At 61.4% G+C, this 25,747-nt stretch carries 25 protein-coding genes; 14 read left to right on the forward strand and 11 right to left on the reverse strand.

Annotation, left to right across the window (positions count from 1 at the left end; genetic code table 11):
• Positions 1-120: 120 nt before the first annotated feature.
• Positions 121-825, reverse strand: a complete 705-nt coding sequence (locus LIS66_RS25860; protein ID WP_064364764.1) for a FadR/GntR family transcriptional regulator — start codon at positions 823-825, stop codon at positions 121-123.
• Positions 826-1,081: 256 nt separating this feature from the next.
• On the opposite strand from LIS66_RS25860, the gene LIS66_RS25865 reads away from it, so the two are divergent.
• The 5 genes from LIS66_RS25865 to ppx all read left to right on the forward strand — a co-directional run bounded on the left by LIS66_RS25865 (position 1,082) and on the right by ppx (position 5,638).
• On the forward strand, positions 1,082-1,867 hold the full coding sequence (locus LIS66_RS25865) for a transporter substrate-binding domain-containing protein (RefSeq protein ID WP_042607087.1): 786 nt from the start codon (positions 1,082-1,084) through the stop codon (positions 1,865-1,867).
• A 21-nt stretch (positions 1,868-1,888) separates the two neighbouring features.
• Positions 1,889-2,557 (forward strand): amino acid ABC transporter permease, encoded by a 669-nt coding sequence (locus LIS66_RS25870; protein ID WP_227973283.1) that lies wholly within the window; start codon positions 1,889-1,891, stop codon positions 2,555-2,557.
• The gene (locus LIS66_RS25875) at positions 2,554-3,204 is read left to right on the forward strand and encodes an amino acid ABC transporter permease (RefSeq protein ID WP_016772621.1); all 651 of its coding nucleotides are present in this window, start codon (positions 2,554-2,556) and stop codon (positions 3,202-3,204) included. Before LIS66_RS25870 ends, LIS66_RS25875 begins: the two co-directional genes overlap by 4 nt.
• Positions 3,191-3,928, forward strand: coding sequence for an amino acid ABC transporter ATP-binding protein (locus tag LIS66_RS25880; protein ID WP_042607089.1), 738 nt, complete (start codon positions 3,191-3,193; stop codon positions 3,926-3,928). The genes LIS66_RS25875 and LIS66_RS25880 overlap by 14 nt, the downstream gene beginning before the upstream one ends.
• Positions 3,929-4,135: 207 nt before the next feature.
• Entirely contained in the window at positions 4,136-5,638 is a 1,503-nt protein-coding gene (ppx, locus tag LIS66_RS25885; protein WP_227973284.1) for an exopolyphosphatase, read from the forward strand.
• Between the two features lie 309 nt (positions 5,639-5,947).
• Here the strand turns inward: ppx and ppk1 are convergent, their stop codons facing one another.
• Together ppk1 and hemB are read right to left on the reverse strand one after the other, a co-directional pair.
• A complete protein-coding gene (ppk1, locus tag LIS66_RS25890; protein WP_042607091.1) occupies positions 5,948-8,173 on the reverse strand; it encodes a polyphosphate kinase 1 in 2,226 nt (741 codons plus the stop codon).
• Positions 8,174-8,191: 18 nt separating this feature from the next.
• The gene (hemB, locus tag LIS66_RS25895) at positions 8,192-9,205 is read right to left on the reverse strand and encodes a porphobilinogen synthase (RefSeq protein ID WP_227973285.1); all 1,014 of its coding nucleotides are present in this window, start codon (positions 9,203-9,205) and stop codon (positions 8,192-8,194) included.
• 207 nt (positions 9,206-9,412) lie between these two features.
• Between hemB and LIS66_RS25900 the strand changes: the two genes are divergently transcribed.
• Both LIS66_RS25900 and elbB read left to right on the forward strand, forming a co-directional pair.
• Positions 9,413-10,072, forward strand: a complete 660-nt coding sequence (locus tag LIS66_RS25900) for a DedA family protein (RefSeq protein ID WP_042607093.1) — start codon at positions 9,413-9,415, stop codon at positions 10,070-10,072.
• 167 nt (positions 10,073-10,239) lie between these two features.
• The gene (gene elbB, locus LIS66_RS25905; protein ID WP_042607094.1) at positions 10,240-10,908 is read left to right on the forward strand and encodes an isoprenoid biosynthesis glyoxalase ElbB; all 669 of its coding nucleotides are present in this window, start codon (positions 10,240-10,242) and stop codon (positions 10,906-10,908) included.
• 104 nt (positions 10,909-11,012) lie between these two features.
• On the opposite strand, the gene LIS66_RS25910 is transcribed toward elbB, so the two are convergent.
• The gene (locus tag LIS66_RS25910) at positions 11,013-11,468 is read right to left on the reverse strand and encodes a YaiI/YqxD family protein (RefSeq protein ID WP_064364673.1); all 456 of its coding nucleotides are present in this window, start codon (positions 11,466-11,468) and stop codon (positions 11,013-11,015) included.
• A gap of 102 nt (positions 11,469-11,570) precedes the next feature.
• Positions 11,571-13,469, reverse strand: coding sequence for an FTR1 family protein (locus tag LIS66_RS25915; RefSeq protein WP_227973286.1), 1,899 nt, complete (start codon positions 13,467-13,469; stop codon positions 11,571-11,573).
• Positions 13,470-13,637: 168 nt separating this feature from the next.
• Here LIS66_RS25915 and LIS66_RS25920 point away from each other — a divergent pair, with 168 nt between their 5' ends.
• The 5 genes from LIS66_RS25920 to LIS66_RS25940 all read left to right on the forward strand — a co-directional run bounded on the left by LIS66_RS25920 (position 13,638) and on the right by LIS66_RS25940 (position 18,401).
• Complete coding sequence (locus LIS66_RS25920; protein ID WP_227973287.1) at positions 13,638-15,041, forward strand: COG3014 family protein; 1,404 nt, start codon at positions 13,638-13,640, stop codon at positions 15,039-15,041.
• Between the two features lie 206 nt (positions 15,042-15,247).
• Positions 15,248-16,642, forward strand: coding sequence for a COG3014 family protein (locus LIS66_RS25925; RefSeq protein WP_042607098.1), 1,395 nt, complete (start codon positions 15,248-15,250; stop codon positions 16,640-16,642).
• 16 nt (positions 16,643-16,658) lie between these two features.
• Positions 16,659-17,030: a YcfL family protein gene (locus tag LIS66_RS25930; RefSeq protein WP_016772611.1), complete on the forward strand. Its 372-nt coding sequence runs from the start codon at positions 16,659-16,661 to the stop codon at positions 17,028-17,030.
• Positions 17,031-17,066: 36 nt separating this feature from the next.
• On the forward strand, positions 17,067-17,654 hold the full coding sequence (gene lpoB, locus LIS66_RS25935; protein WP_039757415.1) for a penicillin-binding protein activator LpoB: 588 nt from the start codon (positions 17,067-17,069) through the stop codon (positions 17,652-17,654).
• A gap of 3 nt (positions 17,655-17,657) precedes the next feature.
• The gene (locus LIS66_RS25940) at positions 17,658-18,401 is read left to right on the forward strand and encodes a hypothetical protein (RefSeq protein ID WP_042607099.1); all 744 of its coding nucleotides are present in this window, start codon (positions 17,658-17,660) and stop codon (positions 18,399-18,401) included.
• A gap of 125 nt (positions 18,402-18,526) precedes the next feature.
• Here LIS66_RS25940 and LIS66_RS25945 read toward each other — a convergent pair whose 3' ends face one another.
• From LIS66_RS25945 to LIS66_RS25955, 3 genes are all read right to left on the reverse strand, one after another.
• On the reverse strand, positions 18,527-19,159 hold the full coding sequence (locus LIS66_RS25945) for a LysE family transporter (RefSeq protein ID WP_083353802.1): 633 nt from the start codon (positions 19,157-19,159) through the stop codon (positions 18,527-18,529).
• Positions 19,160-19,353: 194 nt separating this feature from the next.
• Complete coding sequence (locus LIS66_RS25950) at positions 19,354-19,935, reverse strand: mechanosensitive ion channel family protein (RefSeq protein ID WP_083353803.1); 582 nt, start codon at positions 19,933-19,935, stop codon at positions 19,354-19,356.
• Positions 19,935-21,845: an ATP-binding cassette domain-containing protein gene (locus LIS66_RS25955; RefSeq protein WP_016772606.1), complete on the reverse strand. Its 1,911-nt coding sequence runs from the start codon at positions 21,843-21,845 to the stop codon at positions 19,935-19,937. Before LIS66_RS25955 ends, LIS66_RS25950 begins: the two co-directional genes overlap by 1 nt.
• A gap of 50 nt (positions 21,846-21,895) precedes the next feature.
• On the opposite strand from LIS66_RS25955, the gene LIS66_RS25960 reads away from it, so the two are divergent.
• Entirely contained in the window at positions 21,896-22,357 is a 462-nt protein-coding gene (locus tag LIS66_RS25960) for a TIGR02444 family protein (RefSeq protein ID WP_042607101.1), read from the forward strand.
• On the opposite strand, the gene LIS66_RS25965 is transcribed toward LIS66_RS25960, so the two are convergent.
• Positions 22,354-23,547, reverse strand: a complete 1,194-nt coding sequence (locus LIS66_RS25965) for an AlgP family protein (RefSeq protein ID WP_227973288.1) — start codon at positions 23,545-23,547, stop codon at positions 22,354-22,356. The two genes, LIS66_RS25960 and LIS66_RS25965, sit on opposite strands and share 4 nt — an antisense overlap.
• Before the next feature lie 192 nt (positions 23,548-23,739).
• Between LIS66_RS25965 and LIS66_RS25970 the strand changes: the two genes are divergently transcribed.
• On the forward strand, positions 23,740-24,405 hold the full coding sequence (locus LIS66_RS25970; protein WP_042607103.1) for an FKBP-type peptidyl-prolyl cis-trans isomerase: 666 nt from the start codon (positions 23,740-23,742) through the stop codon (positions 24,403-24,405).
• 57 nt (positions 24,406-24,462) lie between these two features.
• Here the strand turns inward: LIS66_RS25970 and LIS66_RS25975 are convergent, their stop codons facing one another.
• A complete protein-coding gene (locus LIS66_RS25975; protein ID WP_039757408.1) occupies positions 24,463-24,921 on the reverse strand; it encodes an Rsd/AlgQ family anti-sigma factor in 459 nt (152 codons plus the stop codon).
• Positions 24,922-25,103: 182 nt separating this feature from the next.
• Complete coding sequence (locus LIS66_RS25980) at positions 25,104-25,655, reverse strand: disulfide bond formation protein B (protein WP_227973289.1); 552 nt, start codon at positions 25,653-25,655, stop codon at positions 25,104-25,106.
• Positions 25,656-25,747 lie beyond the last annotated feature (92 nt).

A 25,747-nucleotide genomic window follows, 5' to 3' on the forward strand; every position in this document is an offset into this window, starting at 1 on the left:
GGAGTTCTCCAGGTTGTAAGCAAAAAAACGTGGCCCATCATAGCCGCCCTTCCCTTGTTCCGGAAGCCGCAGATGATTGAGTGTTGCTATGGCCCCTGATGAGTTTGGGTATAGCTCAAGTCACGCCGTGGCGGGAGCGATGAAGGCGATTCCGGTGCGCAGGGCGGCGTTGCGTACATGTTCCTGCATGGCTTTCTGCGCAGCCCCCGACGCGCGGCGGGCCAGGGCGCGGAGGATCTTGCGGTGTTCCTGCCAGGTTTCCATGGCGCGCTCGGCGCGGATGAACGGCAGTTTCTGGCTCTCGAGGAAGATCTCGGCGCTGGCGGTGAGAATGCTCAGCATCGCCTGATTGCCACTGGCCAGGAGGATGCGCCGGTGAAATTCGAAGTCGAGTTTCGCCGCCGCTTCGAAGTCGCCGCCGCGCAATTGCTCGCGCATCGCCGCGACATTGTCTTCCAGCGCATCCAGATCAAACGTGCTCAAGGTTGTCGCGGCAAGCCCGGCGGCAAAGCCCTCCAGCGCGTAGCGCAACTGAAAGATGTCCAGCGGCGAGGCTTGCGCCGCGAATGGCCAGCCCGGCGCTTCGCCGCGCGACAATTCGACCGGCGACTGCACGAACACGCCCTTGCCCGGCTGAATGCTGACCACGCCCAGTGCACTGAGCGACGACAGCGCTTCACGCAACGATGCCCGACTGACGCCCAGTTGCAGCGCCAGATCCCGTTGCGAAGGCAACGCGTCGCCGGCCCCGAAGCCCTGTTCGGTGATCAGTTTGCGGATCGCTTGCAGCGCCACTTCGGGTACGGCGCGGGAGATCGAATTCATGATGTGCGGACGCGTCAGTGCCAAGGTGCGGCTAGTTGTAAAGCTATTCGCCGAGTCCGGCAAGTCGTGCCCCAGCGGGGTTCGGCGCGCACTGCCGATGCGCCATCGCAGTGCGAAAACCGAGTTGACTGTTCAGACCAGTAAGACCGAACCAAGCCGCTGATGCCGCGGCCTGCCGGGGCGAAATCCGTCTGTTGGCACGGCCCATGCTCTGTCCGATCGCAGCAACCACTTCCCGCCGATCCGGAGATTGTCCATGACCCAGCGTTACAGCGCCCTCCTCGCTTCCCTGTTTGCCGGCCTGCTGCTGTGCCAGGCCCCCGCTCACGCCGACGGTCTGGACGACGTGGTCAAACGCGGCACGCTGAAAGTTGCCGTGCCCCAGGACTTCCCGCCGTTCGGCTCGGTCGGCCCGGACATGAAGCCGCGCGGCCTGGATATCGACACGGCGAAACTGCTCGCTGACCAACTCAAGGTCAAACTCGAACTGACCCCGGTCAACAGCACCAACCGCATCCCGTTCCTCACCACCGGCAAAGTCGATCTGGTGATTTCCAGCCTCGGCAAAAACCCCGAGCGTGAGAAAGTCATCGACTTCTCCCGCGCCTATGCGCCGTTCTACCTCGCCGTGTTCGGTCCGCCAGACGCCGCGATCACCAGCCTCGACGACCTCAAGGGCAAGACCATCAGCGTCACCCGGGGCGCCATCGAAGACATCGAGCTGAGCAAAGTCGCCCCCGAAGGCGTGACTATCAAACGTTTCGAAGACAACAACTCGACCATCGCCGCTTACCTGGCCGGCCAGGTCGATCTGATCGCCAGCGGCAACGTGGTGATGGTTGCCATCAGCGAGAAGAACCCCAAGCGCGTGCCGGCGCTGAAAGTGAAGCTCAAGGATTCGCCGGTCTATGTCGGCGTGAACAAGAACGAAGCGGCGCTGCTGGCCCGGGTCAACGACATCCTCAACAGCGCCAAGGCTGACGGCGCGCTGGAAAAGAACTCGCAGACCTGGCTGAAAGAGCCGCTGCCGGCCGATCTCTGATCGACTGCGTGGGAGACCTTCATGGCTTATCAATTCGATTTCCTGCCGGTGGTGGAAAACACCGACCTGCTGCTGCACGGCGCGCTGTTCACCCTTGAGCTGACGGCCATCGGCGCACTGCTCGGGGTTGGCGTCGGCATTGTCGGCGCGCTGGTGCGGGCGTGGCACATCCGCCCGTTCTCGGCGATCTTCGGCGTCTACGTCGAGTTGATCCGCAACACGCCGTTTCTGGTGCAACTGTTCTTCATCTTCTTCGGCCTGCCGTCGCTCGGCGTGCAGATTTCCGAGTGGCAGGCGGCGGTGCTGGCGATGGTGATCAACCTTGGCGCCTATTCGACCGAGATCATTCGCGCCGGCATCCAGGCGATTGCGCGCGAGCAACTGGAAGCGGCTGCGGCACTGGCGATGACTCGCTTCGAAGCGTTCCGCCACGTCGTCCTGCTGCCGGCGCTGGGCAAGGTCTGGCCGGCGCTGAGCAGCCAGATCATCATCGTCATGCTCGGTTCGGCGGTGTGCTCGCAGATCGCCACGGAGGAATTGAGCTTCGCCGCCAACTTCATTCAGTCGCGCAACTTCCGCGCCTTTGAAACCTATGCGCTGACCACCCTGATCTATCTGTGCATGGCGCTGCTGATCCGCCAGTTGCTCAACTGGTTCGGCCGTCGCTTCATTGCCAGGAGCAGCCAATGAGCGATTTCACTTTCTGGGACATCCTGCGCAATCTGCTCACCGGTCTGCAATGGACGCTGGCGCTGTCGCTGGTGGCGTTCATTGGCGGCGGCCTGGTCGGCCTGCTGATTCTGGTCATGCGCATCTCGAAAAACACCCTGCCAAGCAGCATCGCCCGCACCTGGATCGAGCTGTTCCAGGGCACGCCGCTGTTGATGCAATTGTTTCTGGTGTTCTTTGGCGTGGCGCTGGCCGGGATTGAAATTTCGCCGTGGATGGCCGCGGCGATCGCTTTGACCTTGTTCACCAGCGCCTATCTGGCGGAGATCTGGCGCGGTTGCGTCGAGGCGATTCCCCACGGTCAGTGGGAAGCTTCGTCGAGCCTGGCGCTCAATCCGCTGGAGCAACTGCGCTACGTGATTCTGCCGCAAGCGCTACGCATCGCCGTGGCGCCGACCGTGGGGTTCTCGGTGCAAGTGGTCAAAGGCACAGCGGTGACCTCGATCATCGGCTTCACCGAGCTGACCAAGACCGGCGGCATGCTCGCCAATGCCACGTTTGAACCGTTCATGGTCTATGGCCTCGTCGCCCTCGGCTACTTCCTGCTCTGCTACCCCTTGTCCCTCAGCGCGCGCTACCTGGAAAGGAGACTGCATGCCTCTGCTTAGAATTTCCGCCCTGCATAAATACTATGGCGATCATCACGTGCTCAAAGGCATCGACCTCAGTGTCGAGGAAGGCCAGGTGGTGGCGATCATCGGCCGCAGCGGCTCGGGCAAGTCGACCCTGTTGCGCACCCTCAATGGCCTGGAGTCGATCAACGATGGCGTGATCGAAGTCGACGGCGAGTACCTCGATGCCGCCCGTGCCGATCTGCGCAGCCTGCGGCAAAAGGTCGGCATGGTCTTTCAACAGTTCAACCTGTTCCCGCACCTGACCGTCGGCGAAAACGTCATGCTCGCGCCGCAAGTGGTGCAGAAAGTGCCCAAGGCCAGGGCAGCCGAACTGGCGCGGGAAATGCTCGAACGAGTCGGGCTCGGGGAGAAATTCGATGCCTTCCCGGACCGCCTGTCCGGCGGCCAGCAGCAGCGGGTGGCGATTGCCCGGGCCTTGGCGATGTCGCCGAAGGTGTTGCTGTGCGACGAAATCACCTCGGCACTCGACCCGGAACTGGTCAATGAAGTGCTCAGCGTGGTGCGGCAACTGGCCAAGGAAGGCATGACGCTGATCATGGTCACCCACGAGATGCGCTTCGCCCGGGAAGTCGGCGACAAACTGGTGTTCATGCACCATGGCAAGGTGCATGAGGTGGGCGATCCAAAGGTGCTGTTTGCCAATCCGCAGACGGCGGAGCTGGCGAACTTTATTGGCACCGTGGAAGCGACAGCCTGAAGATTTTCTGAGGCAGTGATGCCCTCTTCGCGAGCAGGCTCGCTCCCACATGGGAATGCGCTCACCTGTGGGAGCGAGCCTGCTCGCGAATGGCCGCGCCGCGATCTCCAGACTTTCTGTGCTGAATCAAGGCTTTGCGCCATGCGCGTTGGCGTCAGCGTTTGATCGTGGCACGATGTCGGGGTTATCGACCGAGACCCCCTGACCATGCCGCAATCCCAAGCCAAGAATCTGTCCCTGATCGCCGCAATCGACCTGGGCTCCAACAGCTTTCACATGGTCGTGGCCAAGGCCCGGAACGGCGAAATCCGCATCCTCGAACGCCTTGGCGAGAAGGTCCAACTGGCCGCCGGCATCGACGATGCGCGCCAGCTCAATGAAGAATCGATGCAGCGCGGCCTCGATTGCCTCAAGCGCTTTGCCCAACTGATCAACGGTATGCCCCTGGGCGCCGTGCGCATCGTCGGCACCAACGCCCTGCGCGAAGCGCGCAACCGTGGCGAGTTCATCCGCCGCGCCGAGGAAATCCTCGGCCATACCGTCGAAGTCATCTCCGGCCGTGAAGAAGCGCGCCTGATCTATCTGGGCGTCTCGCACACGCTCGCCGATACGCCGGGCAAACGTTTGGTCGCCGACATTGGCGGCGGCAGTACCGAATTCATCATTGGCCAGCGCTTCGAACCATTGCTGCGCGAAAGCCTGCAGATGGGCTGCGTGAGTTTCACCCAGCGCTACTTCAAGGACGGCAAGATCACCCCGGCCCGCTACGCCCAGGCGTATACGGCGGCGCGGCTGGAAATCATGAGCATCGAACACGCCCTGCATCGCCTGACCTGGGATGAGGCCATCGGCTCCTCCGGTACGATTCGCGCCATCGGTCTGGCACTGAAGGCCGGCGGCCATGGCAGCGGTGAGGTCAACGCCGAAGGCCTGGCGTGGCTCAAGCGCAAGCTGTTCAAACTGGGCGACGTCGACAAGATCGATTTCGAAGGCATCAAGCCTGATCGCCGGGCGATCTTCCCGGCCGGTCTGGCGATTCTCGAAGCGATTTTCGATGCCCTCGAACTGCAACGCATGGATCACTGCGACGGCGCGCTGCGCGAAGGCGTGCTCTATGACCTGCTCGGTCGCCACCATCACGAAGACGTGCGCGAACGCACCCTGACCTCGCTCATGGAGCGCTATCACGTCGATCTGGAACAGGCGGCGCGGGTCGAGCGCAAAGCCCTGCATGCGTTCGATCAGGTCGCCGTGGACTGGGAGCTGGACGACGGCATCTGGCGCGAACTGCTCGGCTGGGCGGCGAAAGTGCACGAAGTCGGGCTCGACATCGCTCACTATCACTACCACAAGCACGGTGCCTACCTGATCGAGCACTCTGACCTGGCCGGCTTCTCCCGCGAGGATCAGCAGATGCTCGCGCTGCTGGTACGCGGCCACCGCCGCAACATTCCCAAGGACAAATTCGCCGAGTTCGGCGATGACGGCATCAAGCTGATTCGCCTGTGCGTGCTGCTGCGTTTTGCGATTCTGTTCCATCACATTCGCGGAACCCAGGCGATGCCGCAGGTGGTCCTGCATGCCGAGGGTGACAGCCTGGATGTGGAGTTTCCCGAGAACTGGCTGGAGGAGAACCAGCTGACCCAGGCGGATTTCGCGCTGGAGGCGGACTGGTTGACGCGGGTGGGCATCGTTCTCACGGTGCACTGATCTGCGTTGCAGGAACTGCCGCAGGCTGCGGTCTTTGATCTTGCCTTTAAAGATCAAGATCAAAAGATCGCAGCCACGTTGCACTCGACAGCTCCTACAGGCCATTCCAGGCACAAAAAAGGCGATCCGTCGGGATCGCCTTTTTATTGGGCCCGGTTTGAGGAACTGCGTGAGCCTTGCCCCTCACCCCAGCCCTCTCCCGAGGGAGAGGGAGCCGATTTGTGGGCTTTTTAAATCCTGAGTTCGACTCGGTCAGCCCCCTCTACCTCCGGGAGAGGGTTAGGGTGAGGGGCTTTTGACTTCCAGCACTTAACTGCTAACGGGCAATATCGGGCTGCCCAACCGCTCCAGCAACGTGGCCTGCGCACTGCGCGGGTTCTGGTTGCCGGTAGGCGTGTTGCGAATGTAGCGGCCGTCCGACTGCAGGCTCCAGCTGTGGGTGTTGTCGGTCAGGTACAGCTCCAGCTCTTTCTTGACCCGGGTCAGCAGCTTCTTGCCTTCCACCGGGAAGCAGGTCTCGACACGCTTGTCGAGGTTGCGCTCCATCCAGTCGGCGCTGGAGAGGAACATCTGCTCGTCGCCGCCGTTGAGGAAATAGAACACCCGCGTGTGCTCGAGGAAGCGGCCAATGATCGAGCGCACATGAATATTGTGCGAGACCCCGGCAATGCCCGGACGCAGGCAGCACATGCCGCGCACCACCAGATCGATGCGCACCCCGGACTGGCTGGCCTTGTACAGCGCGCGGATGATCTTCGGATCGGTCAGCGAGTTGAACTTGGCGATGATGTGCGCCGGTTTGCCTTCGAGGGCGAACTGGGTTTCGCGGGCAATCATGTCGAGCATGCCCTTCTTCAGGGTGAACGGCGCGTGCAGCAGCTTTTTCATGCGCAGCGTCTTGCCCATGCCGATCAACTGGCTGAACAGCTTGCCGACGTCTTCGCACAAGGCGTCGTCGGAGGTCAGCAGGCTGTAGTCGGTATAGAGCTTGGCGTTACCGGCGTGATAGTTACCGGTGCCGAGGTGCGCGTAGCGGACGATCTCGCCAGCCTCGCGGCGCAGGATCAGCATCATCTTGGCGTGGGTCTTGAAGCCGACCACACCGTAGATCACCACTGCACCGGCCGCTTGCAGACGGCTGGCCAGTTGCAGGTTGGACTCTTCATCGAAGCGCGCGCGCAGCTCGATCACCGCGGTGACTTCCTTGCCGTTACGCGCGGCGTCCACCAGCGCATCGACGATCTCGGAATTGGCGCCGGAGCGGTACAGCGTTTGCCGTACGGCGAGCACGTGCGGGTCTTTCGCCGCCTGGCGCAGCAGGTCGACCACCGGCGTGAACGACTCGAACGGGTGCAGCAGGAGGATGTCCTGCTTGCTGACCACGCTGAAAATGTTTTCGCTGTTCTGCAGCAGTTTCGGGATCTGCGGGGTGAACGGCGTGTATTGCAGCTCCGGATGGCTGTCCAGACCGGTGATGCTGAACAGCCGCGTCAGGTTGACCGGGCCGTTGACCTGATACAGCTCGGTCTCGCTCAGGTTGAACTGCTTGAGCAGGTAGTCCGAGAGGTGTTTCGGGCAGGTGTCGGCGACTTCCAGACGCACCGCGTCACCGTAGCGCCGCGAAAACAGCTCGCCACGCAGGGCGCGGGCCAGGTCTTCGACATCTTCGGAGTCGAGGGCCAGGTCGGCGTTTCGGGTCAGGCGGAACTGGTAGCAGCCCTTGACCTTCATGCCCTGGAACAGGTCATCGGCGTGAGCGTGGATCATCGACGACAGGAACACATAGTTGTCGCCGGCGCCGCCGACTTCTTCCGGCACCTTGATGATCCGTGGCAGCAGACGCGGCGCCGGAATGATCGCCAGACCGGAGTCGCGCCCGAAGGCGTCGATGCCTTCGAGCTCGACGATGAAGTTCAGGCTCTTGTTCACCAGCAGCGGGAACGGGTGCGTCGGGTCGAGGCCGATCGGGGTGATGATCGGGGCGATTTCGTCGCGGAAATAACGACGTACCCAGGTCTTGAGCTTGGTGGTCCAGTTGCGCCGACGGATGAAGCGCACCTGATGCTTTTCCAGCTCGGGCAGGAGGATGTCGTTGAGGATCGCGTACTGGCGGTCGACGTGACCGTGGACCAGCTCGCTGATCCGCGCCAGCGCCTGATGCGGCTGCAAGCCGTCAGCGCCGGCCTGTTCACGGGCGAAGGTGATCTGCTTTTTCAGCCCGGCAACGCGGATTTCGAAGAATTCGTCGAGGTTGCTGGAGAAGATCAGCAGGAACTTCAGCCGCTCCAGCAACGGGTAGGACTCGTCCAGCGCCTGTTCGAGCACGCGGATATTGAACTGCAATTGCGAAAGCTCGCGGTGGATGTACAGGCTGCTGTCATCCAGGCCGGGAATGGCGATCGCCGGCACCGCCGCGGCAGTTTCGGCAACCGGCGCGGGTGGCGCAGGTTCCATTTCCGGCGGGGTTTCGGTGATCTGCTCGACCACCGGCTGAGCTTCTTTTACGGCAACTTCAGTGAGTCCTTCGGTATTCATGGAATGTTCCTGGGAGGGCTATTTCTGCTCTCGTAACAATTGAGCGGCACGAACGGCAAAGTAAGTCAGGATGCCATCTGCACCGGCACGTTTAAAGGCGGTCAGTGACTCGAGGATCACCGCTTCGCTCAACCAGCCATTCTGGATAGCGGCCATGTGCATGGCATATTCGCCACTGACCTGATAGACGAAGGTCGGCACCTTGAAGGCATCTTTGACCCGAAAAAGAATGTCCAGGTAGGGCATGCCCGGTTTGACCATGACCATATCCGCGCCTTCGGACAAGTCCGCACCGACTTCGTGCAGCGCTTCGTCGCTGTTGGCCGGATCCATCTGGTAAGAGGCCTTGTTGGCCTTGCCGAGATTCAACGCCGACCCCACCGCATCGCGGAACGGGCCGTAGTAGGCGCTGGCGTATTTGGCCGAGTAGGCCATGATGCGCACGTTGACGTGACCGGCTATTTCCAGCGCTTCACGAATGGCCTGGATGCGGCCGTCCATCATGTCCGATGGCGCGACGACCTGTGCGCCGGCCTCAGCGTGGGACAGCGCCTGACGTACCAGCGCATCGACGGTGATGTCGTTCTGCACGTAGCCGTCTTCGTCGAGAATGCCGTCCTGACCATGGGTGGTGAACGGGTCCAGCGCCACGTCGGTGATCACCCCCAGTTCAGGGAAGCGCTCGCGCAGAGCGCGAGTGGCACGCTGGGCGATACCTTCGCGATTCCACGCTTCGGCGGCATCCAGGGATTTCAGTTCGGGCGGAGTGACCGGGAACAGCGCCAGCGCTGGAATCCCCAGCTCGACCCACGTCGCCGCTTCTTCCAGCAGCAGATCAATCGTCAGCCGCTCGACGCCCGGCATCGAGGCTACGGCTTCGCGGCGATTCTCACCGTCGAGCACAAATACCGGCAGGATCAGGTCATCGACCGTCAGCACGTTTTCACGCACCAGCCGCCGGGAAAAATCATCACGACGATTGCGACGCAGGCGGGTGGCGGGAAACAGACGATTGGCGGGGGTAAAGCTCACGGCAGACTCCTGAGCCCGGGCAAACGGGCGAGCGTGACAGTTATAGACGGCCATTATGACCAACAGATGACAGTTGTGTGAGACCTGTGACGGGTAGCCGCTTTCCATTCTCGGTGTAGGAATTGTTCACGTCGAGACACATTTGGACACTTTCATGAATGTGCCCGAAGGGTTAGGCTGCGCGTTCATTTCGCCAGCACCCAGACAATGCTCCAACAATTTCTGCACGACTTTGGCTACTTTGCCTTGTTTCTCGGCACGTTCTTCGAAGGCGAAACCATCCTGGTGCTCGCAGGCTTCCTCGCGTTCCGTGGATACATGGACATCAACCTGGTGGTGGTCGTGGCGTTCTTTGGCAGTTACGCCGGCGATCAGCTGTGGTACTTCCTGGGGCGCAAGCACGGGCGCAAGTTGCTCGCGCGCAAACCGCGCTGGCAGATGATGGGCGACCGCGCGCTGGAGCACATCCGCAGGCATCCGGACATCTGGGTCCTGAGCTTCCGTTTCGTCTACGGCCTGCGCACGGTGATGCCGGTGGCGATCGGTCTGTCCGGCTATCCGCCGGGACGCTACTTGCTGCTCAATGGTATCGGCGCGGCGATCTGGGCCAGTGCACTGGCTGCTGCGGCTTACCACTTCGGCGCAGTACTGGAAGGCATGCTCGGCAGCATCAAGAAGTATGAGCTGTGGGTGCTCGGTGCGTTGCTGATCCTCGGCCTGGGTCTGTGGCTGCGGCGCCGCTTCAAGAATGCGCAGTTGGCGAAGAAGATCTATGAGGATGAGCAGATCGCCAAAGCCGCCGCGGCCGAGCAGTTGCGTCAGGCCGAAGCGACCCATCCCGCCGAGCCTAAAACGCCAGCCGAATAAGCCTCGCGCTGGCGGCTGACGCGCGCAGCCAAGGCAAATAATGAACACCCCGCCGCCGTTGCGATCCATTGAGAGAGCGCTCTGCCCCCGCGTGCGTCGCCCATGCCCCTATGGCAACGCGTGACGATTTAAGGGACATTGAGCGCCATGAATCTGGAGAGAAGCCCATGAGCAAAAAAGTTGCAGTGATCCTGTCCGGCAGTGGCGTGTACGACGGCGCCGAAATCCAGGAAAGTGTCATCACCCTGTTGCGCCTCGACCAGCGCGGCGCGCAGGTACAGTGCTTCGCGCCGAACATTGCGCAACTGCATGTAATCAATCACCTGACCGGCGAAGAAATGCCGGAATCGCGCAACGTGCTGGTGGAGTCGGCGCGGATTGCCCGCGGCAACGTCAAGGATATCCGCGACGCCGATGTCGAGGACTTCGATGCGCTGATCGTGCCCGGCGGTTTCGGTGCGGCGAAAAACCTGTCTAACTTCGCCATCGAAGGTGCCGGTTGCACCGTGCAACCTGAGGTGCTCGCCCTGGCCGAGGCGTTTGCCGAAGCGGGCAAACCGGTCGGGCTGATCTGCATCTCCCCGGCGCTGGCAGCAAAAATCTACGGCCCCGGGGTGACCTGCACCATCGGCAACGACGCCGACACCGCTGCGGCAATGAACAAAATGGGCGCCACCCACGAAGAGTGCGCCGTCACCGACATCGTCGAAGACAAGGCGCGCAAACTGGTGACCACCCCGGCGTACATGCTGGCGCAGACCATCAGCGAAGCGGCTTCGGGCATCAACAAACTGGTCGACCGTGTGCTCGAACTGACCCACGAAAACGACGCTTGAAATCAAAAGATCGCAGCCTTCGGCAGCTCCTACAGGTTTCGTGTCGCGCCGTGATATTGCGGCATACACCGCCCCTGTAGGAGCTGCCGCAGGCTGCGATCTTTTCAGGGCTTGCGGATGAGCCGGGTCAAAATCCGGTCCAAAGCATTGGCAAACGCCTGCTTCTCGCGCTCGCCAAATGGCGCCGGGCCGCCGCTCATCTGACCCTGTTCGCGCAAATCGGTAAACAGATTCCGCACCGCCAGACGCTCGCCCATGTTCTGCGCATCGAACTCCTTGCCGCGCGGATCCAGCGCCGCCACGCCCTTCTTCACCAGCCGATCGGCCAATGGAATATCGCTGCAGATCACCAGCTCACCCGGCACCGCGTGCTCGACCAGATAATCATCCGCCGCGTCCGGCCCGCTCGGCACTACGATCAGTTTGACGATGGCCAAGCCCGGTTTGATCTGCGGCTGCCCGGCCACCAGGACCACTTCGAACTGGCGCTTGAGGGCGAACTTCACCACCAGATCCTTCGCCGCCCGCGGACAGGCGTCGGCATCGATCCATACACGCATGTTCTTGCCTCCAAAAAATTCGCGAGCAGGCTCGCTCCCACAGGATACAGACCGAACCTGTGGGAGCGAGCCTGCTCGCGAATATGAGCGCAGCGAATGCTTTCAGGCAGCCGAAACCCGGCGCTTCTCAGCCACCCAACTACGCCCATACAACAGCACAATCGCCACGATCGCTACCGCCTGCGCAATCAGTGAATAGGCATCGGCGTGGATCCCCAGCCAGTCGAATTCAAAGAACGCCACCGGCCGCGTGCCGAAGATCCCGGCTTCCTGCAAGGCCTTCACGCCGTGCCCGGCGAAGACCACCGACAACGCGCACAGCAGCGCGGCGTTGATGCTGAAGAACAGGGTCAGCGGCAGTTTCGCCGAGCCACGCAGAATCACCCAGGCCAGACCGACCAACAAAACCAGAGCCGTCGCGCCGCCGGCCAGCACGGCGTTGTGCCCGGCAGGCCCGGCCTGCAACCACAGGGTTTCGTAGAACAGGATCACCTCGAACAGCTCGCGGTACACCGAGAAAAACGCGAGGATCGCGAAGCCGAAACGTCCACCGCCGCCGACCAGGCTGCTCTTGATGTAATCCTGCCAGGCCGCGGCATGACGCCGGTCATGCATCCACACGCCGAGCCACAGCACCATGACGCTGGCAAACAGCGCAGTGGCGCCTTCCAGCAGTTCACGCTGCGAACCGCTGACATCGATCACATAAGCCGCCAGTGCCCAGGTGCCCAGGCCCGCCAGCAATGCCAGCCCCCAACCCACGTTGACGCTGCGCACCGCTGACTGCTGGCCGGTATTGCGCAGGAAAGCGAGGATCGCCGCCAGCACCAGAATCGCTTCCAGGCCTTCACGCAGCAGGATCAGCAGGCCGGAGATGTAGCTCAGCGACCAGCTCAAGCCATCGCTGCCCAACAGGCCGGCGGATTCCTTGAGCTTGGCCTTGGCCGCGTCCAGACGCTGCTCGGCCTGCTCGACGGGCAGGCCGTCCTGCAGCGACTGCCGGTACGCCATCAAGGATTTTTCGGTGTCCTTGCGCACGTTGGCATCGACGTTATCCAGCGAGCTTTCCACCAGTTCGAAGCCTTCCAGATACGCCGCTACCGACAGGTCATAGGCCTGATCGTGCTCACCGGCGCGATAGGCCGCGAGGCTCTTGTCCAGCGTGGCGGCGGTGTAATCGAGCAACTGCGCCGGGCCGCGTTTGACCTGCGGTGGTTGCGCGCGCTGGGCACGGAATGTCGCCGCGATCTCTGCGCCCTCGGCAGCCTGCACTTCGGCCGGGGTCTGGCGGGCCAGATCGGCGATGTTGTAGACCTTGGCGGACTTGGCCGCTGCCGCATCGGCACTGAAGCCGGCGATATAAGTAGCCAGATCCCAACGCTGGCGATCATCGAGCTGATCGGCGAACGCAGGCATGTCGGTGCCTTCGACGCCTTGGCCAAGGGTGCTGTAGATCGCGTACAGGCTCAGGTGATCCATGCGCGCAGCGTCGCGCAGGTTGGCTGGCGCAGGGGTCAGGCCGACGCCGGCCGGGCCGTCGCCAGCGCCTGTATCGCCGTGGCATACCGAGCAGTTCTGCGCGTACAGCGGCGCACCGCGCGTCGGGTCCGGGGTAATGATCGGCGCTTGGCTGACTTCATACGCCACGGCCAGTTTCGCCCCCAACTGTCGGGCCTGACGCGCAACATCGGCGCCATCCTGCTTCGCACTGATCGCGGAGTGCAAAGACTTCACGCCCTGCTCCAGCGCGACTTTTTCGGGTTTGGCTGGCAATGCGCTAATCAAGCCTTGCAGAACCTGGGTGAACTCCAGCTGTTCACGGTATTCGCCATCGTCGATGACCTTGCCTGCCGCGACCGTCGGCGGGTAGTCGGCACTGATGTAATCGAGCAGGTGCAGCGCTTGCGGCGCGCCTTCCACGGTATCGGCCAGCAGCGGCAGGCTGCTCAGGGACAATAACGGGAACAGCAGCCAGGCCAGCAATCGGGACGAGGCAGTCATGAACGAATCTCAAATGGAAATGCGAAGTTACATATTGTTCACTTCGCAGACGTTTCTCTCAAGCTTTGTCGGTGCTTACAGGGAATGATTCATATCGTTGAAGCGATGTGCCACCATCGGCTCCAATAACGTAAATGCTCCCGCTTTGTTCAAGGAAGACCCCACTCAATGCGCCCTTGCCTTCTGCTTCCCCTGCTGCTGACCGCTATTGCGCAACTGGCGGGTTGCGCGGCTTATCGCAATTACGATCTGGAGCTGGAACAGACCACCGAGCAATTGAAGCAAGGCAATGTCGCCGGCTCACTGGCTTTGCTTGAAACACATAACCCGGACGAGCAAAAAGATCTGCTCTATTACTTCGAGAAAGGCGCGGTGTTGAGTGCGGGCGGCGAACTGCCCCAGAGTCAGGCGGCATGGCGCAGTGCCGAGCAAATGGTGGTCGAGCGCCAGGACACCATTGAAACCACCGGCGACAAACTCTTGGCTGCCATGGGTAATCACTGGGGCAGCATCATCAATGACAAGTTGCGCCGCTACGACGGCTATGACTATGAAAAAGTCATGCTGACCACGCAGATGGCCCTCAACCAGCTGGCCGTGAATGATTTCGACGGCGCCCGCGCCGACATCAAGAAGACCCATGAACGCGAAGCGCTGATCGCCCGGCAGCGCGAGCTTGAATATGAGCGCGTCGAAGAGGTAGCGAAAAAGCAGGGCGTGCGCGTGCACTACAAGGACCTGGAGGGCTATCCGGTAGTCATGCTGGACGCGCCGGCGGTGATCGCCTTGAAGAACGGTTACCAGAGCGCGTTCAGTCACTACCTCGCGGGCTTTACCTATGAAGCGCTCGGGGAAAAGAATCTCGCCGCGCCGGGCTATCGCCAGGCCATCGAATTACGCCCGGACCTGCCGTTCTTCCAGCAGGCATTGCGTGACCTCGACAGTCCCGGCCTCAAGGGTGACGAAAGTGACGTGCTGATCATCGTGCAAAGCGGCCTCGCTCCTGCACGCAGTTCGCTGCGTGTGCCGTACCCGGTGAAGCTGGCAGACGGTCAGGTCATTGTCGCCAACATCTCGTTCCCGGTGATGGTGCCCGACACTTCAACGCCGTCGTTCAATCAGATCGGCATCGATGGACGGCAGAAGAAACTGATACCGGTCAACAGCATCACCGACATGTCCTTGCGTACGCTGCGCGATGACATGCCCGGCATCATCCAGCGCACCACCTACCGAGCCTTTCTGGCAGCCGATGTGCAAGCCACCGACAACCGACGCGACCCGAGCAAAGCATCGTACGTGACCCATTGGGATGGTTTCGAACAGGCCGATACGCGTACCTGGCGCACACTGCCCAACCTGACTCAGGTGCTGCGCCTGCGCCTGAAGAAAGGCGAACACGCGATCACCCTGCCCCACGTCAACAACGCCGCGCCGCTGAAGATCCGGATTGATCAGAACCGCCAGGTCATCACCCTGCGCGCCCTCGGCGATCGGGTTTTCGCCAATGGCAGCGCGTTCGGACCCGGTAAAACAGCGGCCGAACGCGTCGTGAGCAACTTGCCGAAGTGATGGCACGACCGTTCGTTAAGCCATCAAAAAGACATTACATAGCCACCACCCAACGCTTATAATGCCGCGCCCTCGCCCAGCGAGCCGGCACCAAAGCTCCTCTCCCGTGAGGAATTGGCAGGAGGCCAGCGCCGCCGTCGATAGGTCACACCAGCCCGACCAGCACCCGCGGCTGCAAGTTTTCGTCACTCAGGGAAGAAGTACCCATGGCATTCCGCGCTCCCATGCTGCTCGCGCTCAGCGCCGTCACGCTGTTGTCCGGCTGTGCAGCGTTTCGCAACTACGATTCCGAACTGGCCCAGACCAACCAGCAACTGGCTTCCGGCAACGTCGACGCTGCTCTGACCCTGCTGGAAAAGAACAACACCGGCACCGATAAAGACCTGCTCTATTACTTCGAGAAAGGCGAACTGCTGCGCGCCAAGGGCGACCTGTCGGGCAGCCAGAACGCCTGGGGCAGCGCCGATCAGGTGGTCGGTCAGTGGGAAGACGCGGTCAAGCTCGACTCGGCCAAGTACCTGGCACAGTTCGGCAGCTTCATCGTCAACGACAAGGTGCGCCGCTACGAAGGCTATGACTATGAAAAAGTCATGCTGACCACGCAGATGGCCCTGAACCTGTTGGCGGTCAACGATTTCGATGGCGCCCGCACTGCGATCAAAAAGACCCACGAACGTGAAGCGGTGATCGCCGACCTGCGCGACAAGGAATACCTCAAGAGCGAAGAACAGGCCGAGAAGGAAGGCATCAAGACCCAGTACAAGGATCTGCAGGGTTATCCGGTGGCCAGTCTCGACGCACCGGAAGTGGTCGGCCTGAAAAACAGCTACCAGAGTGCGTTCAGCCATTACCTCGCCGGTTTCGTCTACGAAGCCCTGGGCGAGAAGGATCTGGCTGCGCCGGGTTATCGCAAAGCCGCCGAACTGCGCCCGAACACACCGCTGCTCGAGCAGGCGCTGGTCAATCTCGACAAGCCTTCGAAGTCTGACGACAGCGACATTCTGATCGTGGTCCAGAGCGGTCTGGCCCCGGCGCGCGACTCGATTCGCGTACCGCTGCCGCTGCCGATTTCCAACAACGTGGTGATCACCCCGTTATCGTTCCCGATCATCAAACCGGACACCTCCACCGCGCCGTTTGCGCAGATCGGCGTCGACGGCAAGCAGGTCGACCTGACCGCGCTGAACAGCACCACCGCCATGTCCCGCCGCGCCCTGCGCGATGACATGCCGGGGATCATCGTCCGCACCACCGTACGCGCGATCACCAAAGGCGTGGCGCAGAAGCAGATCAACGAAACCAACCCGCTGGCCGGCCTCGCCGTAGGCATTTCTTCAGCAGTGCTCGAAGGTGCCGATACCCGTACATGGCGCACCCTGCCGGACAACACCCAAGTGGTGCGTCTGCGCCTGAAAAAAGGTGAGCATCAGGTTACGCTGCCGAGCGCCGTGGGCGGTTCGGTGGTCAGGGTCACCGTCGATCAGCGTTATCAAGTGGTCAGCCTGCGTGCCGTGGGCAACCAGGTATTCGCTGGCGGCATCGCTGCCCACGTAATGCCGAGCGCTGGCGCGACCAACGTCGCCAGCCTCAAACAACCTTAAGAACGGAGTCTTTGCAATGCGCTTGAAGATCATCGCCGTCGCCGCCCTCGCCTTGCTGGCCGGCTGCGCCACCCCGCCACCGCCAGAGCCGGGCAGCGCCGCGAGCAAAGTCGTGGCCATGGGCCCGCAGAAACACATCGTCGTCGGCGCCATGCGCGTCGCCCGCGAAAACGGCTTCATGACCGTCAACGTGCAGCTGAGCAACACCCTCAACAGCAACAAGATCTTCTACTACCGCTTCGCCTGGCTTGGCGCCGAAGGTTTCCCGGTTGCCGAAGAAGAAGTCTGGAAAAGCCAGATGATGTACGGCGCCCAGACCAGCTTCATTCAGGCCATCGCCCCGACCCCGAAAGCCGTGGATTTCCGTTTGGAAATCAAGACGCCTTAAGCCCGCCACCCTATTTCTGATTGAGAGAGCTTTCTCATGTTTGCACGCTTTTCCTGCATCGCCGTCATCGCCCTGCTCGCCTCCGGTTGCGCCAACACCTCGCCGACTCTGGGCAGCAAGAACATCAGCTACGGCGACACCAAAGCGGTTGAAACCGTGACCAACGAATTCGGTTCGACCGACCTGCAAATGATCGCCGAGTCGATGACCCGCTCGCTGGCCCAGTCCGGCATCCTGCAGGGCCGTCCGGTGGTTCAGGTCTACGACGTGAAGAACAAGACCAGCGAGTACATCGACACTCGCGAAATCACCACCAGCATCAAAACGCAGTTGATGAAGACCGGTGTCGCGCGCTTCGCCAGCGACAACAATGCGATGCAGAGCCAGGTTGATCAGCTCAAGCTGCAGAACCAGAGCGGTCTGTACAAGAAAAGCACCGTGGCCAAGACCGGCAACATGATCGCTGCCAAGTACCGCATCGAAGGTTCGATCAGCTCGATCGTCAAGCGCAGCAGCGATTACAAGGACGTCTTCTACAAATTCAGCCTGCAGTTGATCGACGTTGAAAGCGGTCTGGCCGAGTGGATGGACGAAAAAGAGATCCGCAAAACCACGGAGCGTTAATCGATGCGCACATGGATTGGCATGATGGCCCTGGCTTGCGCGTTCAGCGTGCAGGCGGCCCCGAAAGTGGCGGTGACGGATCTGGCGTATCAGGAGCGCGTGGAGCAATACATCCACATCGTTTCGGCGCAGAGCAATCACCGCGAGAGTTACTACAGCGCCAGCGGATCTTCGAGCTACAACGAGATCGAAGCGACCACCAGCTACATCGAACAGGGCGAGTTGCGCAAATTCACCGGCGACATCAAGGGTGAAATCCTCCGTACCGGCATGTTCCAGCTGGTGCAGGGCACGCCGTACACCGCGTCCTCCAAGGGCGATGTGTATGACGTGATCAAGCGCATCAAGGCCGGCAACTTCAAAGGCGCCGACTACGTGCTGTTCGGCACCGTGTCCGACATCGATTTCACCCAGGACATCAACGAGCTGGCGCACACCGACAGCTATTCGGCAGTGCTGGGCCTGACGCTGGTGGCGGATTTCAGCCTGATCAACACCAAGACCTACGAGATCACCTCGGCCTTCACGGCGATGGGTGAAGCGCAGGACACCAAACTGGTGAACCATCGCGACATCAAGATCTCGCTGAACCGCCCTCGAGTGGTGCGTGAGGTGTCCAAAGCTTTGGGCGAGGACGTGGCCGGGCAATTGAGCATGCAGCTCGGTGGTGGCGGTTACGAGCAGCCGCGAGAGGCACCGCAGCGCAACAACTTGCCGCGCGATACCGCACCGGTGATCCTGCGCTGAATTGAAACTAAGGGCTTTTGTGGCGAGAGAGCTTGCTCCCTCGCCACAGTCGAGTGTCAATCCGATGTCTCAGCGACAGTAAAAAAGGCGACCTGTTGAGGTCGCCTTTTTTCTGCCTGCGCGCTTCAGGCCGCCGCTTTGCGCAGCGTCGCCATAAACGCCGCTGCGCCAATGAACAACCCGGCAAAGGTGCGGTTCATGCGCTTCTGTTGCTTGGGCGTGCGCAACAGGCGCAGCACCTTCGACGCCAGCCCGGTGTAGCCGGCCATGACGATCAGATCGACGAACACCATGGTCACGCCGATCACCACATATTGAATCAGCAGCGGCGCGTGAGGGTTGATGAACTGCGGCAACACCGCGAGCATGAATATCAAAGCCTTGGGGTTGCTGATGTTCACCAGAAAGCCACGGAATACCAAGGCCAGCGGCTTGCCGATCGGCCGCACCGCGGCGTCATCGCTCATGTCCATGGGCAGCGCCCGCCACTGCTTGATCGCCAGATAAACCAGATAGGCAACGCCGAACCATTTGATCGCGTGGAACGCCGTGGCCGAAGCCGTGAGCACAGCGCCAACACCCGCGCCGACAATCGCGATCTGCATCGCCAGACCGATCTGCAGGCCCAGCGCGTTCCAATAGCCGCGCCAGAACCCGTATTGCAGGCCGCTGGACATCGACGCAATGGCGCCCGCGCCCGGGGACAGACTGATCACCCAGCAGGCGGCAAAGAATGCCAGCCATGTTTGAAGCTCCATCGCATACCTCGGCTGATGCTTGTGACAAATGCCTAAGCTAATGCGGCTTCGTGAGGATGACTACCGATTTCTTGCTGAATGTTGCAGGTGTTGCTGATGGCCCCTTCGCGAGCAGGCTCGCTCCCACAGGAGAACGCATTTCGAATGTGGGAGCGAGCCTGCTCGCGAAGGCGTCCGAACCGACGACGCGAAAGCTACTTCTCGAACCCGCTCGACGGAAACACATCGGTCCCGCGCCAACGCCGCACCGAACGCTGGAAGAACAGGCTGTTGGGCACCTGCACCATGGCGCTGCCGGTGCCCAACTCTTCGGCTTCGACCAGCGTGGTGTAGAGCAGATTGATCGCGATCACCCGACCTTTGACGCCAGGCTTGTCGGTGGTGTCCACCAGCTCGACTACGTCGCCGAGGCGGAACGGCCCGACGGTGAAGATGAGAATCGCGCACAGCAGGTTCGACAGCACGCTCCACATGGCGAAGAACGCCACCGCCGCCACCGCGACAAAACCCGATAGCGCCGTCCACAACACCGTGGCGGAGACGCCAAGGCGCTCGAGCACGAAGAGCAGCGCGCTGCCCATGATCAGCCAGCGCAACACGCCGCGCAGTGGCATCAGCAATTGCGGCGGAAACGGATAGCGCTCACCCAGTCGAGTCAGGCCTTTGGCGACGAAACGCTGGGTCAGGTAACCGGCCAGCAGAATCAGCAGAATCTGCGCGGTGAACCAGATCGGCTCGACCCATACCGCCGAGAACGGCAGCTTGAAGGCTTCCATCAGGACAACGCCTCCAGCTCCGCCTGCATGCTTTCCAAGGTTTCCAGCGCTTCCATCCAGGCCTCTTCCAGCTCGGCTTCACGCACCTTCAGTTTCGCCTGCTCGGCCAGCAGATCGCGCAATTCGTTCTTGCGCGCCGGCTCGTAGATATCGCTGTCACCGAGGCTGGCATCGACCTTGGCGAGTTTCTCGTGAAGCTTGCCCAGTTCAGCTTCAAGCTTGTCGGCCTCGCGCTTGTGCGGCGCCAGTTGCTGGCGCAACGCTGCCGCTGCCTGACGCTGAGCTTTCTTGTCAGTCTTGTCCGGATTGACCGGCGTGTTGCTGACCGGCGCATTGCGCTGGCGGTATTCCACCAGCCAGCGCGCGTAGTCTTCGAGGTCGCCATCGAACTCTTCGACCTTGCCGTCGGCGACCAGATAGAAATTATCGGTGGTGCTCTTGAGCAAGTGCCGATCGTGAGACACCACCAGCACCGCACCGCTGAATTCCTGCAGAGCCATGGTCAGCGCCAGGCGCATTTCCAGGTCGAGGTGGTTGGTCGGTTCGTCGAGCAGCAGCAGGTTCGGCCGCTCCCAAGCGATCAACGCGAGGGCCAGACGCGCCTTCTCGCCACCGGAAAAATTCAGCACCGGCTCATCGATGCGCGCGCCCCGGAAGTCGAAGCCGCCGAGGAAATCGCGCAAGGTCTGCTCGCGCTCACCCGGCGCCAAACGCTGCAAGTGCAGCAACGGGCTGGCCTTGGAATCCAGCGAGTCGAGCTGATGCTGGGCGAAGTAGCCGACCACGGTGTTCTCGCCACGGGTCAGCCGCCCGGCCAGCGGTTCGAGCTCGCCGGCGAGGTTCTTGATCAGCGTCGATTTACCCGCGCCGTTCGGCCCGAGCAGACCGATCCGCGCACCTGGGGTGAGTTGCAGCTTGACCTTCTCGAGGATGGTCTTGTCGCCATAACCCAGGCGTGCATCGGACAGATCGATGAGCGGGCTGGAGATCTTCGTCGACTCGCGGAAGACGAAGTCGAACGGCGAATCGACGTGGGCCGCCGACAATTCTTCCATGCGCTCCAGCGCCTTGATCCGGCTCTGCGCCTGACGGGCCTTGGTCGCTTGCGCCTTGAAGCGAGCGATGTAGCTTTCCATGTGCGCACGCTGCGCCTGCTGCTTCTCGTAGGCCTGTTGCTGCTGGGCCAGACGCTCGGCACGGGCGCGTTCGAACGCGGTGTAGCCGCCACGGTAGAGGGTCAGTTTGCGCTGATCGACATGCGCAACGTGATCGACCACCTCATCAAGGAAATCGCGGTCGTGGGAAATCAGCAGCAAGGTGCCCGGATAACTCTTCAGCCACTCTTCCAGCCAGATGATCGCGTCGAGATCCAAGTGGTTGGTCGGTTCGTCGAGCAGCAGCAGATCCGACGGGCACATCAGCGCCTGCGCCAGATTCAGACGCATCCGCCAGCCACCGGAGAAATCGCCTACCTGGCGGTCCATCTGCTCGTTGGTGAAGCCAAGACCAGCGAGCAGCTTGCGCGCCCGCGCATCGGCGGTGTAACCGTCGGCACTGTCGAGTTCGGCATGCAGGCGCGCCAGCGCGGTGCCGTCGTGCGCCTCCTCGGCGGCGGCAAGCTCGCGCTGCACCTCGCGCAGACGCAGGTCGCCATCGAGCACATAATCGACCGCAAGGCGCTCGAGGGTGTCGACCTCCTGACGCATGTGCGCGATGCGCCAGTCGGCCGGCAGCAGGCAGTCGCCCGAATCCGGGTGCAACTCGCCGCGCAGCAAGGCGAACAGGCTGGATTTGCCGGCACCGTTGGCGCCGATGAGGCCGGCTTTGTGGCCGGCGTGCAGGGTCAGCTCGGCGTCTTCTAGCAGACGTTGCGGGCCACGCTGTAAAGTCAGGTTCTGAAGTCGGATCATAATGGCGGCGGAGTCTACCAGCTTCGCTCACAACTGGCGCGAGTAGCACGATGTCCTCTGACCTGTGGAGCTTTGCCCTTGATGTCTACGCCCGACCCGGCGTGGAAGATGCCTGCCTGCGACTGCAAACGGCGGGCGCCAATGTTTGCCTGTTGCTGTGCGGTTTGTGGCTGGAGCAGCGTGCAGTGGCCTGCGATGAACCGCGCGTGGATTTGCTCAAGGCCCTGACTGCGCCTTGGGATATCGAGGTGGTGCAGCCGCTGCGAACCCTGCGCATGCAATGGAAAGCGCGGGCCGTCGATGATGCGGTGGTAAAAGGCATGCGCGAGCAAATCAAATCACTCGAGCTGGAAGCTGAACGAACCTTGCTGTCGCGGCTTGAAGGTGTGGCGCAGGAATGGACGCGCAACGAGGGAGGTTCGGTGACCTGGCTTGAAGGTTTGGCCGGCACTGCCGCCAGCCCGGACCGCGACGCGCTGCAACTGCTGCGCGTCGCGGCAACCGGCACTTAGGAAGCGCTGGTTGGCGTGCTGCTGGCGTTCGACGAAGCGGCTGGCGCTGGCGCAGTCGAAGGGGTCGAGTGAGCAGCGGACGACGGTGCCGACGCGGCAGGAGCAGCCGGGGTTGCCGGGGTGGCTGGCTTGGCCGCTGGAGTAGTAGCCGGTTCGCTGGCAGCTGGCTTGGCAGCGGCAGGCTTTTTCACCGCTGGTTTTGCGGCTGGCTTGGCGGCTGGCTTGGCGGCCGGTTTTGCAGCAGCGGTCGCAGGCTTGGCAGCAGCGGGTTTCGCAGCAGGCTTGGCGGCCGGTTTCGCAGCGGTTTTTGCCGCAGGTTTTGCTGCGGATGTTGCGGCAGGTTTGGCAGCCGGTTTTACCGCCACTTTCGCAGCAGGTTTGGCGGTAGCCGGTTTGACTGCAGTCTTGGCGGCAGGCTTCGCAGCGGCGGTTTTGGCAGCAGGCTTGGCTGCCGGTTTCGCCGTAGGTTTGGCGGCTGCGGTTTTCGTCGGTGCAGCTTTGCTCGCGGCCGGTTTCGCAGCGGCTTTGGCAGGGGTGGCTTTCACTGCTGGCTTGGCTGCAGCAGGTTTGGCTGCGGTGGTTTTAGCCGCCGGTTTTGCCGCGCTCGCCGCCGGCTTCTTCGCTGCAGTTTTCGCCGCTGGTCTGGCAGCCGCTTTCACTGGCGCCTTGGCCGCTGGTTTGGCGGCGGTTTTCGCAACAGCAGGTTTCGCCGCAGCGGTCTTCGCCGAAGCTTTGTTTGCAGCAGGTTTGGCAGTGACTTTCTTCGCCGGCACTGCTGCCGGTTTGGCCGAGCGCGACGACAATACTTTGCCCACTGCTTCTTGAACACGGCCAACACCCTGGGCCAGTTTCAGGCTTTCCTGAGCATCACGCTTGAGTTGCAGAATGTAGCTGCGGGTCTCGGACTGACGATCTTTCAGTGCGTCGAGCAGCTCTTCGAGTTCTTTCACGGAAGACTTGGCTTTGTTCTGAGCCTTGGCTTTGCCGGCAGTGGCGGCGTCCTGCAATTTGGTGCGCGACTTATGCAGTTTTTCCTGCGCCTTGCCACGCTGTTTTTCCAGCTTGGCGAGCAATTTTTCAGCATCAGCCAAGGCTTGCGAGCAAGCGTTTTCCAAATGCTCGAGCAGACTGCCCGACAACTGTTGGAGTAGGTGCAACGGAGTATTTACAGGCTTCTTGGTGGCCGACATGGTTTACCTCCTGGCTGACGTGAGTGCGGCTCATACTAGACCTCTGCTGATACCGCCGCTAGGGCATGTTGACAGTATCTCTGCCGTTGCGTTGCACCGACGCCGAAATGTTCTGCACCGATGAAAAAGCAGTTCACCGATGCAGGCGTTCGCACTGGCATAATCCCCCGCATCTCAGGTCGGAGAGTGCCCATGTCGCGCTACATTATTTTGTCCCTCTGCGTGTTTTTTTCGGCGGCGTATGCTGATGAAAAAACTACCGCGAACGATGCTCATGACCTGGCTTACAGCCTCGGTGCCAGCCTCGGAGAACGGCTGCGCCAAGAGGTGCCGCAGTTGCAGATCCAGGCGCTGATTGAAGGTCTGCAACAGGCTTATCAGGGCAAGCCACTGGCATTGAGTGAAGCGCGCATCGAACAGATTCTGGCCGATCACGAATCGCGCAATGCCGAGCAGGCCTCACGCCAGTCGAGCGACGCCGCGATGGAAAACGAGCAACGTTTTCTCAGTGCGGAAAAAGCCAAACCGGGGGTGAAGGAACTGGCCGATGGCATCCTCCTGACCGAGCTCGTTGCGGGCAGTGGCGCCAAGGCCGGCCCCGATGGAAAAGTGCAGGTGCTGTATGTCGGAAAGCTGCCGGATGGCACCGTGTTCGATCAGAACACCCAACCGCAGTGGTTCAACCTCGACAGCGTGATCGCCGGTTGGCGCACCGCCTTGCAGAACATGCCGGTGGGTGCGAAGTGGCGGCTGGTGATTCCATCGGATCAGGCCTATGGCGCCGACGGTGCCGGCGACCTGATCGCGCCCTTCACGCCGCTGGTATTTGAAGTGGAACTGCGTGGTGCGACGAGCTGATCGGGCATAAAAAAACGGTGCGCTTTCGGGCGGACCCTTTTTGATGAAGGTCGTGGATCAGGCCTGAACCGGATCTTCTGCCTTGTGTGCCGTGTGCAGCACTTCGATCAGGCAGTCTTCAAGTTCGAAGCGCTCGTGCAGCAACCCCCCGAGCTCCTTGAATTTCTCTGCAACGCATTTGCCTTCATCGCACAGGTCGTTGAACGCGAGCAGCTTCTCGGTAATGACGTCGATGCGCGGGTAGATCGTTTCGGCGAGTTCCAGACCGCGCTTGTCGTTGAACGCCTTGGCTTCGCCAGTCAGCTGTTCATAGATTTCGAAGTGCCCCGCCGATACGTAATCGACCAGCACACCGCAAAATTCCAGCAAAGGCTTGCGGCTTTCGGACAGCGAATCAGGCTGCGCACCGAGTTTGTCGTAGGCGCCGATCAGCTCTTCACGCTCCTGCAACCAGCGGTCGATCAGCAGATGAACCCCACCCCAACGTTCCTGAGCATTCTGACAACTTTCGAGCATGGCGATCTCTCTTCCCTTGTGGGTCATGCTGCTCTACACCCGCGCCCCTGTTCTGATTTGACTGGGTGGACGATCGGGCAGAGCGTCATCGAGCAACATAAATCCAATGACACGTGCCGGCCAGATTATGCCCGCACGCCTATGGCTTCAAGGTACGCAGGAGATAAAGTTCATACAAGTGTTTAATCCCTGACCAGCGAGTGATGCGACGGTTCGTCGCTGACCGGTCGCTGCAGAGCGCTCCAGATCAGACGCAGCAACTGATAAACCGCAAGAATCGAGACACCGACAAAAAACAGCAGACTCCATTCCGGGATGCTCAGATCGAACAGCGTCCATGAGATTTCCGCGCAATCGGCGCCACCGTTGAACATCCGTTGCAAAGCACATATCCACGGCAAGCCGCTGAAAAGCGATTCCACGGTGGGCGAGCATTTGACCAGTTGCAGCATGGAGTCACTCTGGATCAACACCTGCCGCCAGGCGGCGGTGGTTCCGCCCAGACTCGCGCCCAGCGCAAACAGCCAGTACCACCACATGCCCACACGCCGCGGACCGTGAACCGCCGCCACGCCGCTGACAATGCACAGCAGAGTGAGGAACAGCCGCTGCACCAGGCACAAGGTGCAAGGCGTCAGGCCGACCACGTATTCGAGATAATAGGAAGCTCCCAGAGCAAAGGCCCCCGCAATGAAAGCCATGAAGAACAAGGAGCGTGAGCAGGCCAACGACATGGCTTTTCCGTAACAGTAGAGACAGACGGTTACGGTAGAGGAAAGCGTGTCAGCCTTTCAAGGCGAGGGCCTGCCGACAGTTCACCAGAGGT

This window comes from Pseudomonas sp. HN2, assembly GCF_020736465.1.
In the GTDB taxonomy this organism is placed as follows: Bacteria; Pseudomonadota; Gammaproteobacteria; order Pseudomonadales; family Pseudomonadaceae; genus Aquipseudomonas; species Aquipseudomonas moraviensis_A.

Bases quoted from the DNA above. Each gene is read 5' to 3' on its own strand.
- LIS66_RS25860 (WP_064364764.1), bottom strand. From the start codon at position 825: ATGAATTCGATCTCCCGCGCCGTACCCGAAGTGGCGCTGCAAGCGATC.
- LIS66_RS25865 (WP_042607087.1), top strand. From the start codon at position 1,082: ATGACCCAGCGTTACAGCGCCCTCCTCGCTTCCCTGTTTGCCGGCCTG.
- LIS66_RS25870 (WP_227973283.1), top strand. From the start codon at position 1,889: ATGGCTTATCAATTCGATTTCCTGCCGGTGGTGGAAAACACCGACCTG.
- LIS66_RS25875 (WP_016772621.1), top strand. From the start codon at position 2,554: ATGAGCGATTTCACTTTCTGGGACATCCTGCGCAATCTGCTCACCGGT.
- LIS66_RS25880 (WP_042607089.1), top strand. From the start codon at position 3,191: ATGCCTCTGCTTAGAATTTCCGCCCTGCATAAATACTATGGCGATCAT.
- ppx (WP_227973284.1), top strand. From the start codon at position 4,136: ATGCCGCAATCCCAAGCCAAGAATCTGTCCCTGATCGCCGCAATCGAC.
- ppk1 (WP_042607091.1), bottom strand. From the start codon at position 8,173: ATGAATACCGAAGGACTCACTGAAGTTGCCGTAAAAGAAGCTCAGCCG.
- LIS66_RS25900 (WP_042607093.1), top strand. From the start codon at position 9,413: ATGCTCCAACAATTTCTGCACGACTTTGGCTACTTTGCCTTGTTTCTC.
- elbB (WP_042607094.1), top strand. From the start codon at position 10,240: ATGAGCAAAAAAGTTGCAGTGATCCTGTCCGGCAGTGGCGTGTACGAC.
- LIS66_RS25910 (WP_064364673.1), bottom strand. From the start codon at position 11,468: ATGCGTGTATGGATCGATGCCGACGCCTGTCCGCGGGCGGCGAAGGAT.
- LIS66_RS25915 (WP_227973286.1), bottom strand. From the start codon at position 13,469: ATGACTGCCTCGTCCCGATTGCTGGCCTGGCTGCTGTTCCCGTTATTG.
- LIS66_RS25920 (WP_227973287.1), top strand. From the start codon at position 13,638: ATGCGCCCTTGCCTTCTGCTTCCCCTGCTGCTGACCGCTATTGCGCAA.
- LIS66_RS25925 (WP_042607098.1), top strand. From the start codon at position 15,248: ATGGCATTCCGCGCTCCCATGCTGCTCGCGCTCAGCGCCGTCACGCTG.
- LIS66_RS25930 (WP_016772611.1), top strand. From the start codon at position 16,659: ATGCGCTTGAAGATCATCGCCGTCGCCGCCCTCGCCTTGCTGGCCGGC.
- lpoB (WP_039757415.1), top strand. From the start codon at position 17,067: ATGTTTGCACGCTTTTCCTGCATCGCCGTCATCGCCCTGCTCGCCTCC.
- LIS66_RS25940 (WP_042607099.1), top strand. From the start codon at position 17,658: ATGCGCACATGGATTGGCATGATGGCCCTGGCTTGCGCGTTCAGCGTG.
- LIS66_RS25945 (WP_083353802.1), bottom strand. From the start codon at position 19,159: ATGGAGCTTCAAACATGGCTGGCATTCTTTGCCGCCTGCTGGGTGATC.
- LIS66_RS25950 (WP_083353803.1), bottom strand. From the start codon at position 19,935: ATGGAAGCCTTCAAGCTGCCGTTCTCGGCGGTATGGGTCGAGCCGATC.
- LIS66_RS25955 (WP_016772606.1), bottom strand. From the start codon at position 21,845: ATGATCCGACTTCAGAACCTGACTTTACAGCGTGGCCCGCAACGTCTG.
- LIS66_RS25960 (WP_042607101.1), top strand. From the start codon at position 21,896: ATGTCCTCTGACCTGTGGAGCTTTGCCCTTGATGTCTACGCCCGACCC.
- LIS66_RS25965 (WP_227973288.1), bottom strand. From the start codon at position 23,547: ATGTCGGCCACCAAGAAGCCTGTAAATACTCCGTTGCACCTACTCCAA.
- LIS66_RS25970 (WP_042607103.1), top strand. From the start codon at position 23,740: ATGTCGCGCTACATTATTTTGTCCCTCTGCGTGTTTTTTTCGGCGGCG.
- LIS66_RS25975 (WP_039757408.1), bottom strand. From the start codon at position 24,921: ATGCTCGAAAGTTGTCAGAATGCTCAGGAACGTTGGGGTGGGGTTCAT.
- LIS66_RS25980 (WP_227973289.1), bottom strand. From the start codon at position 25,655: ATGTCGTTGGCCTGCTCACGCTCCTTGTTCTTCATGGCTTTCATTGCG.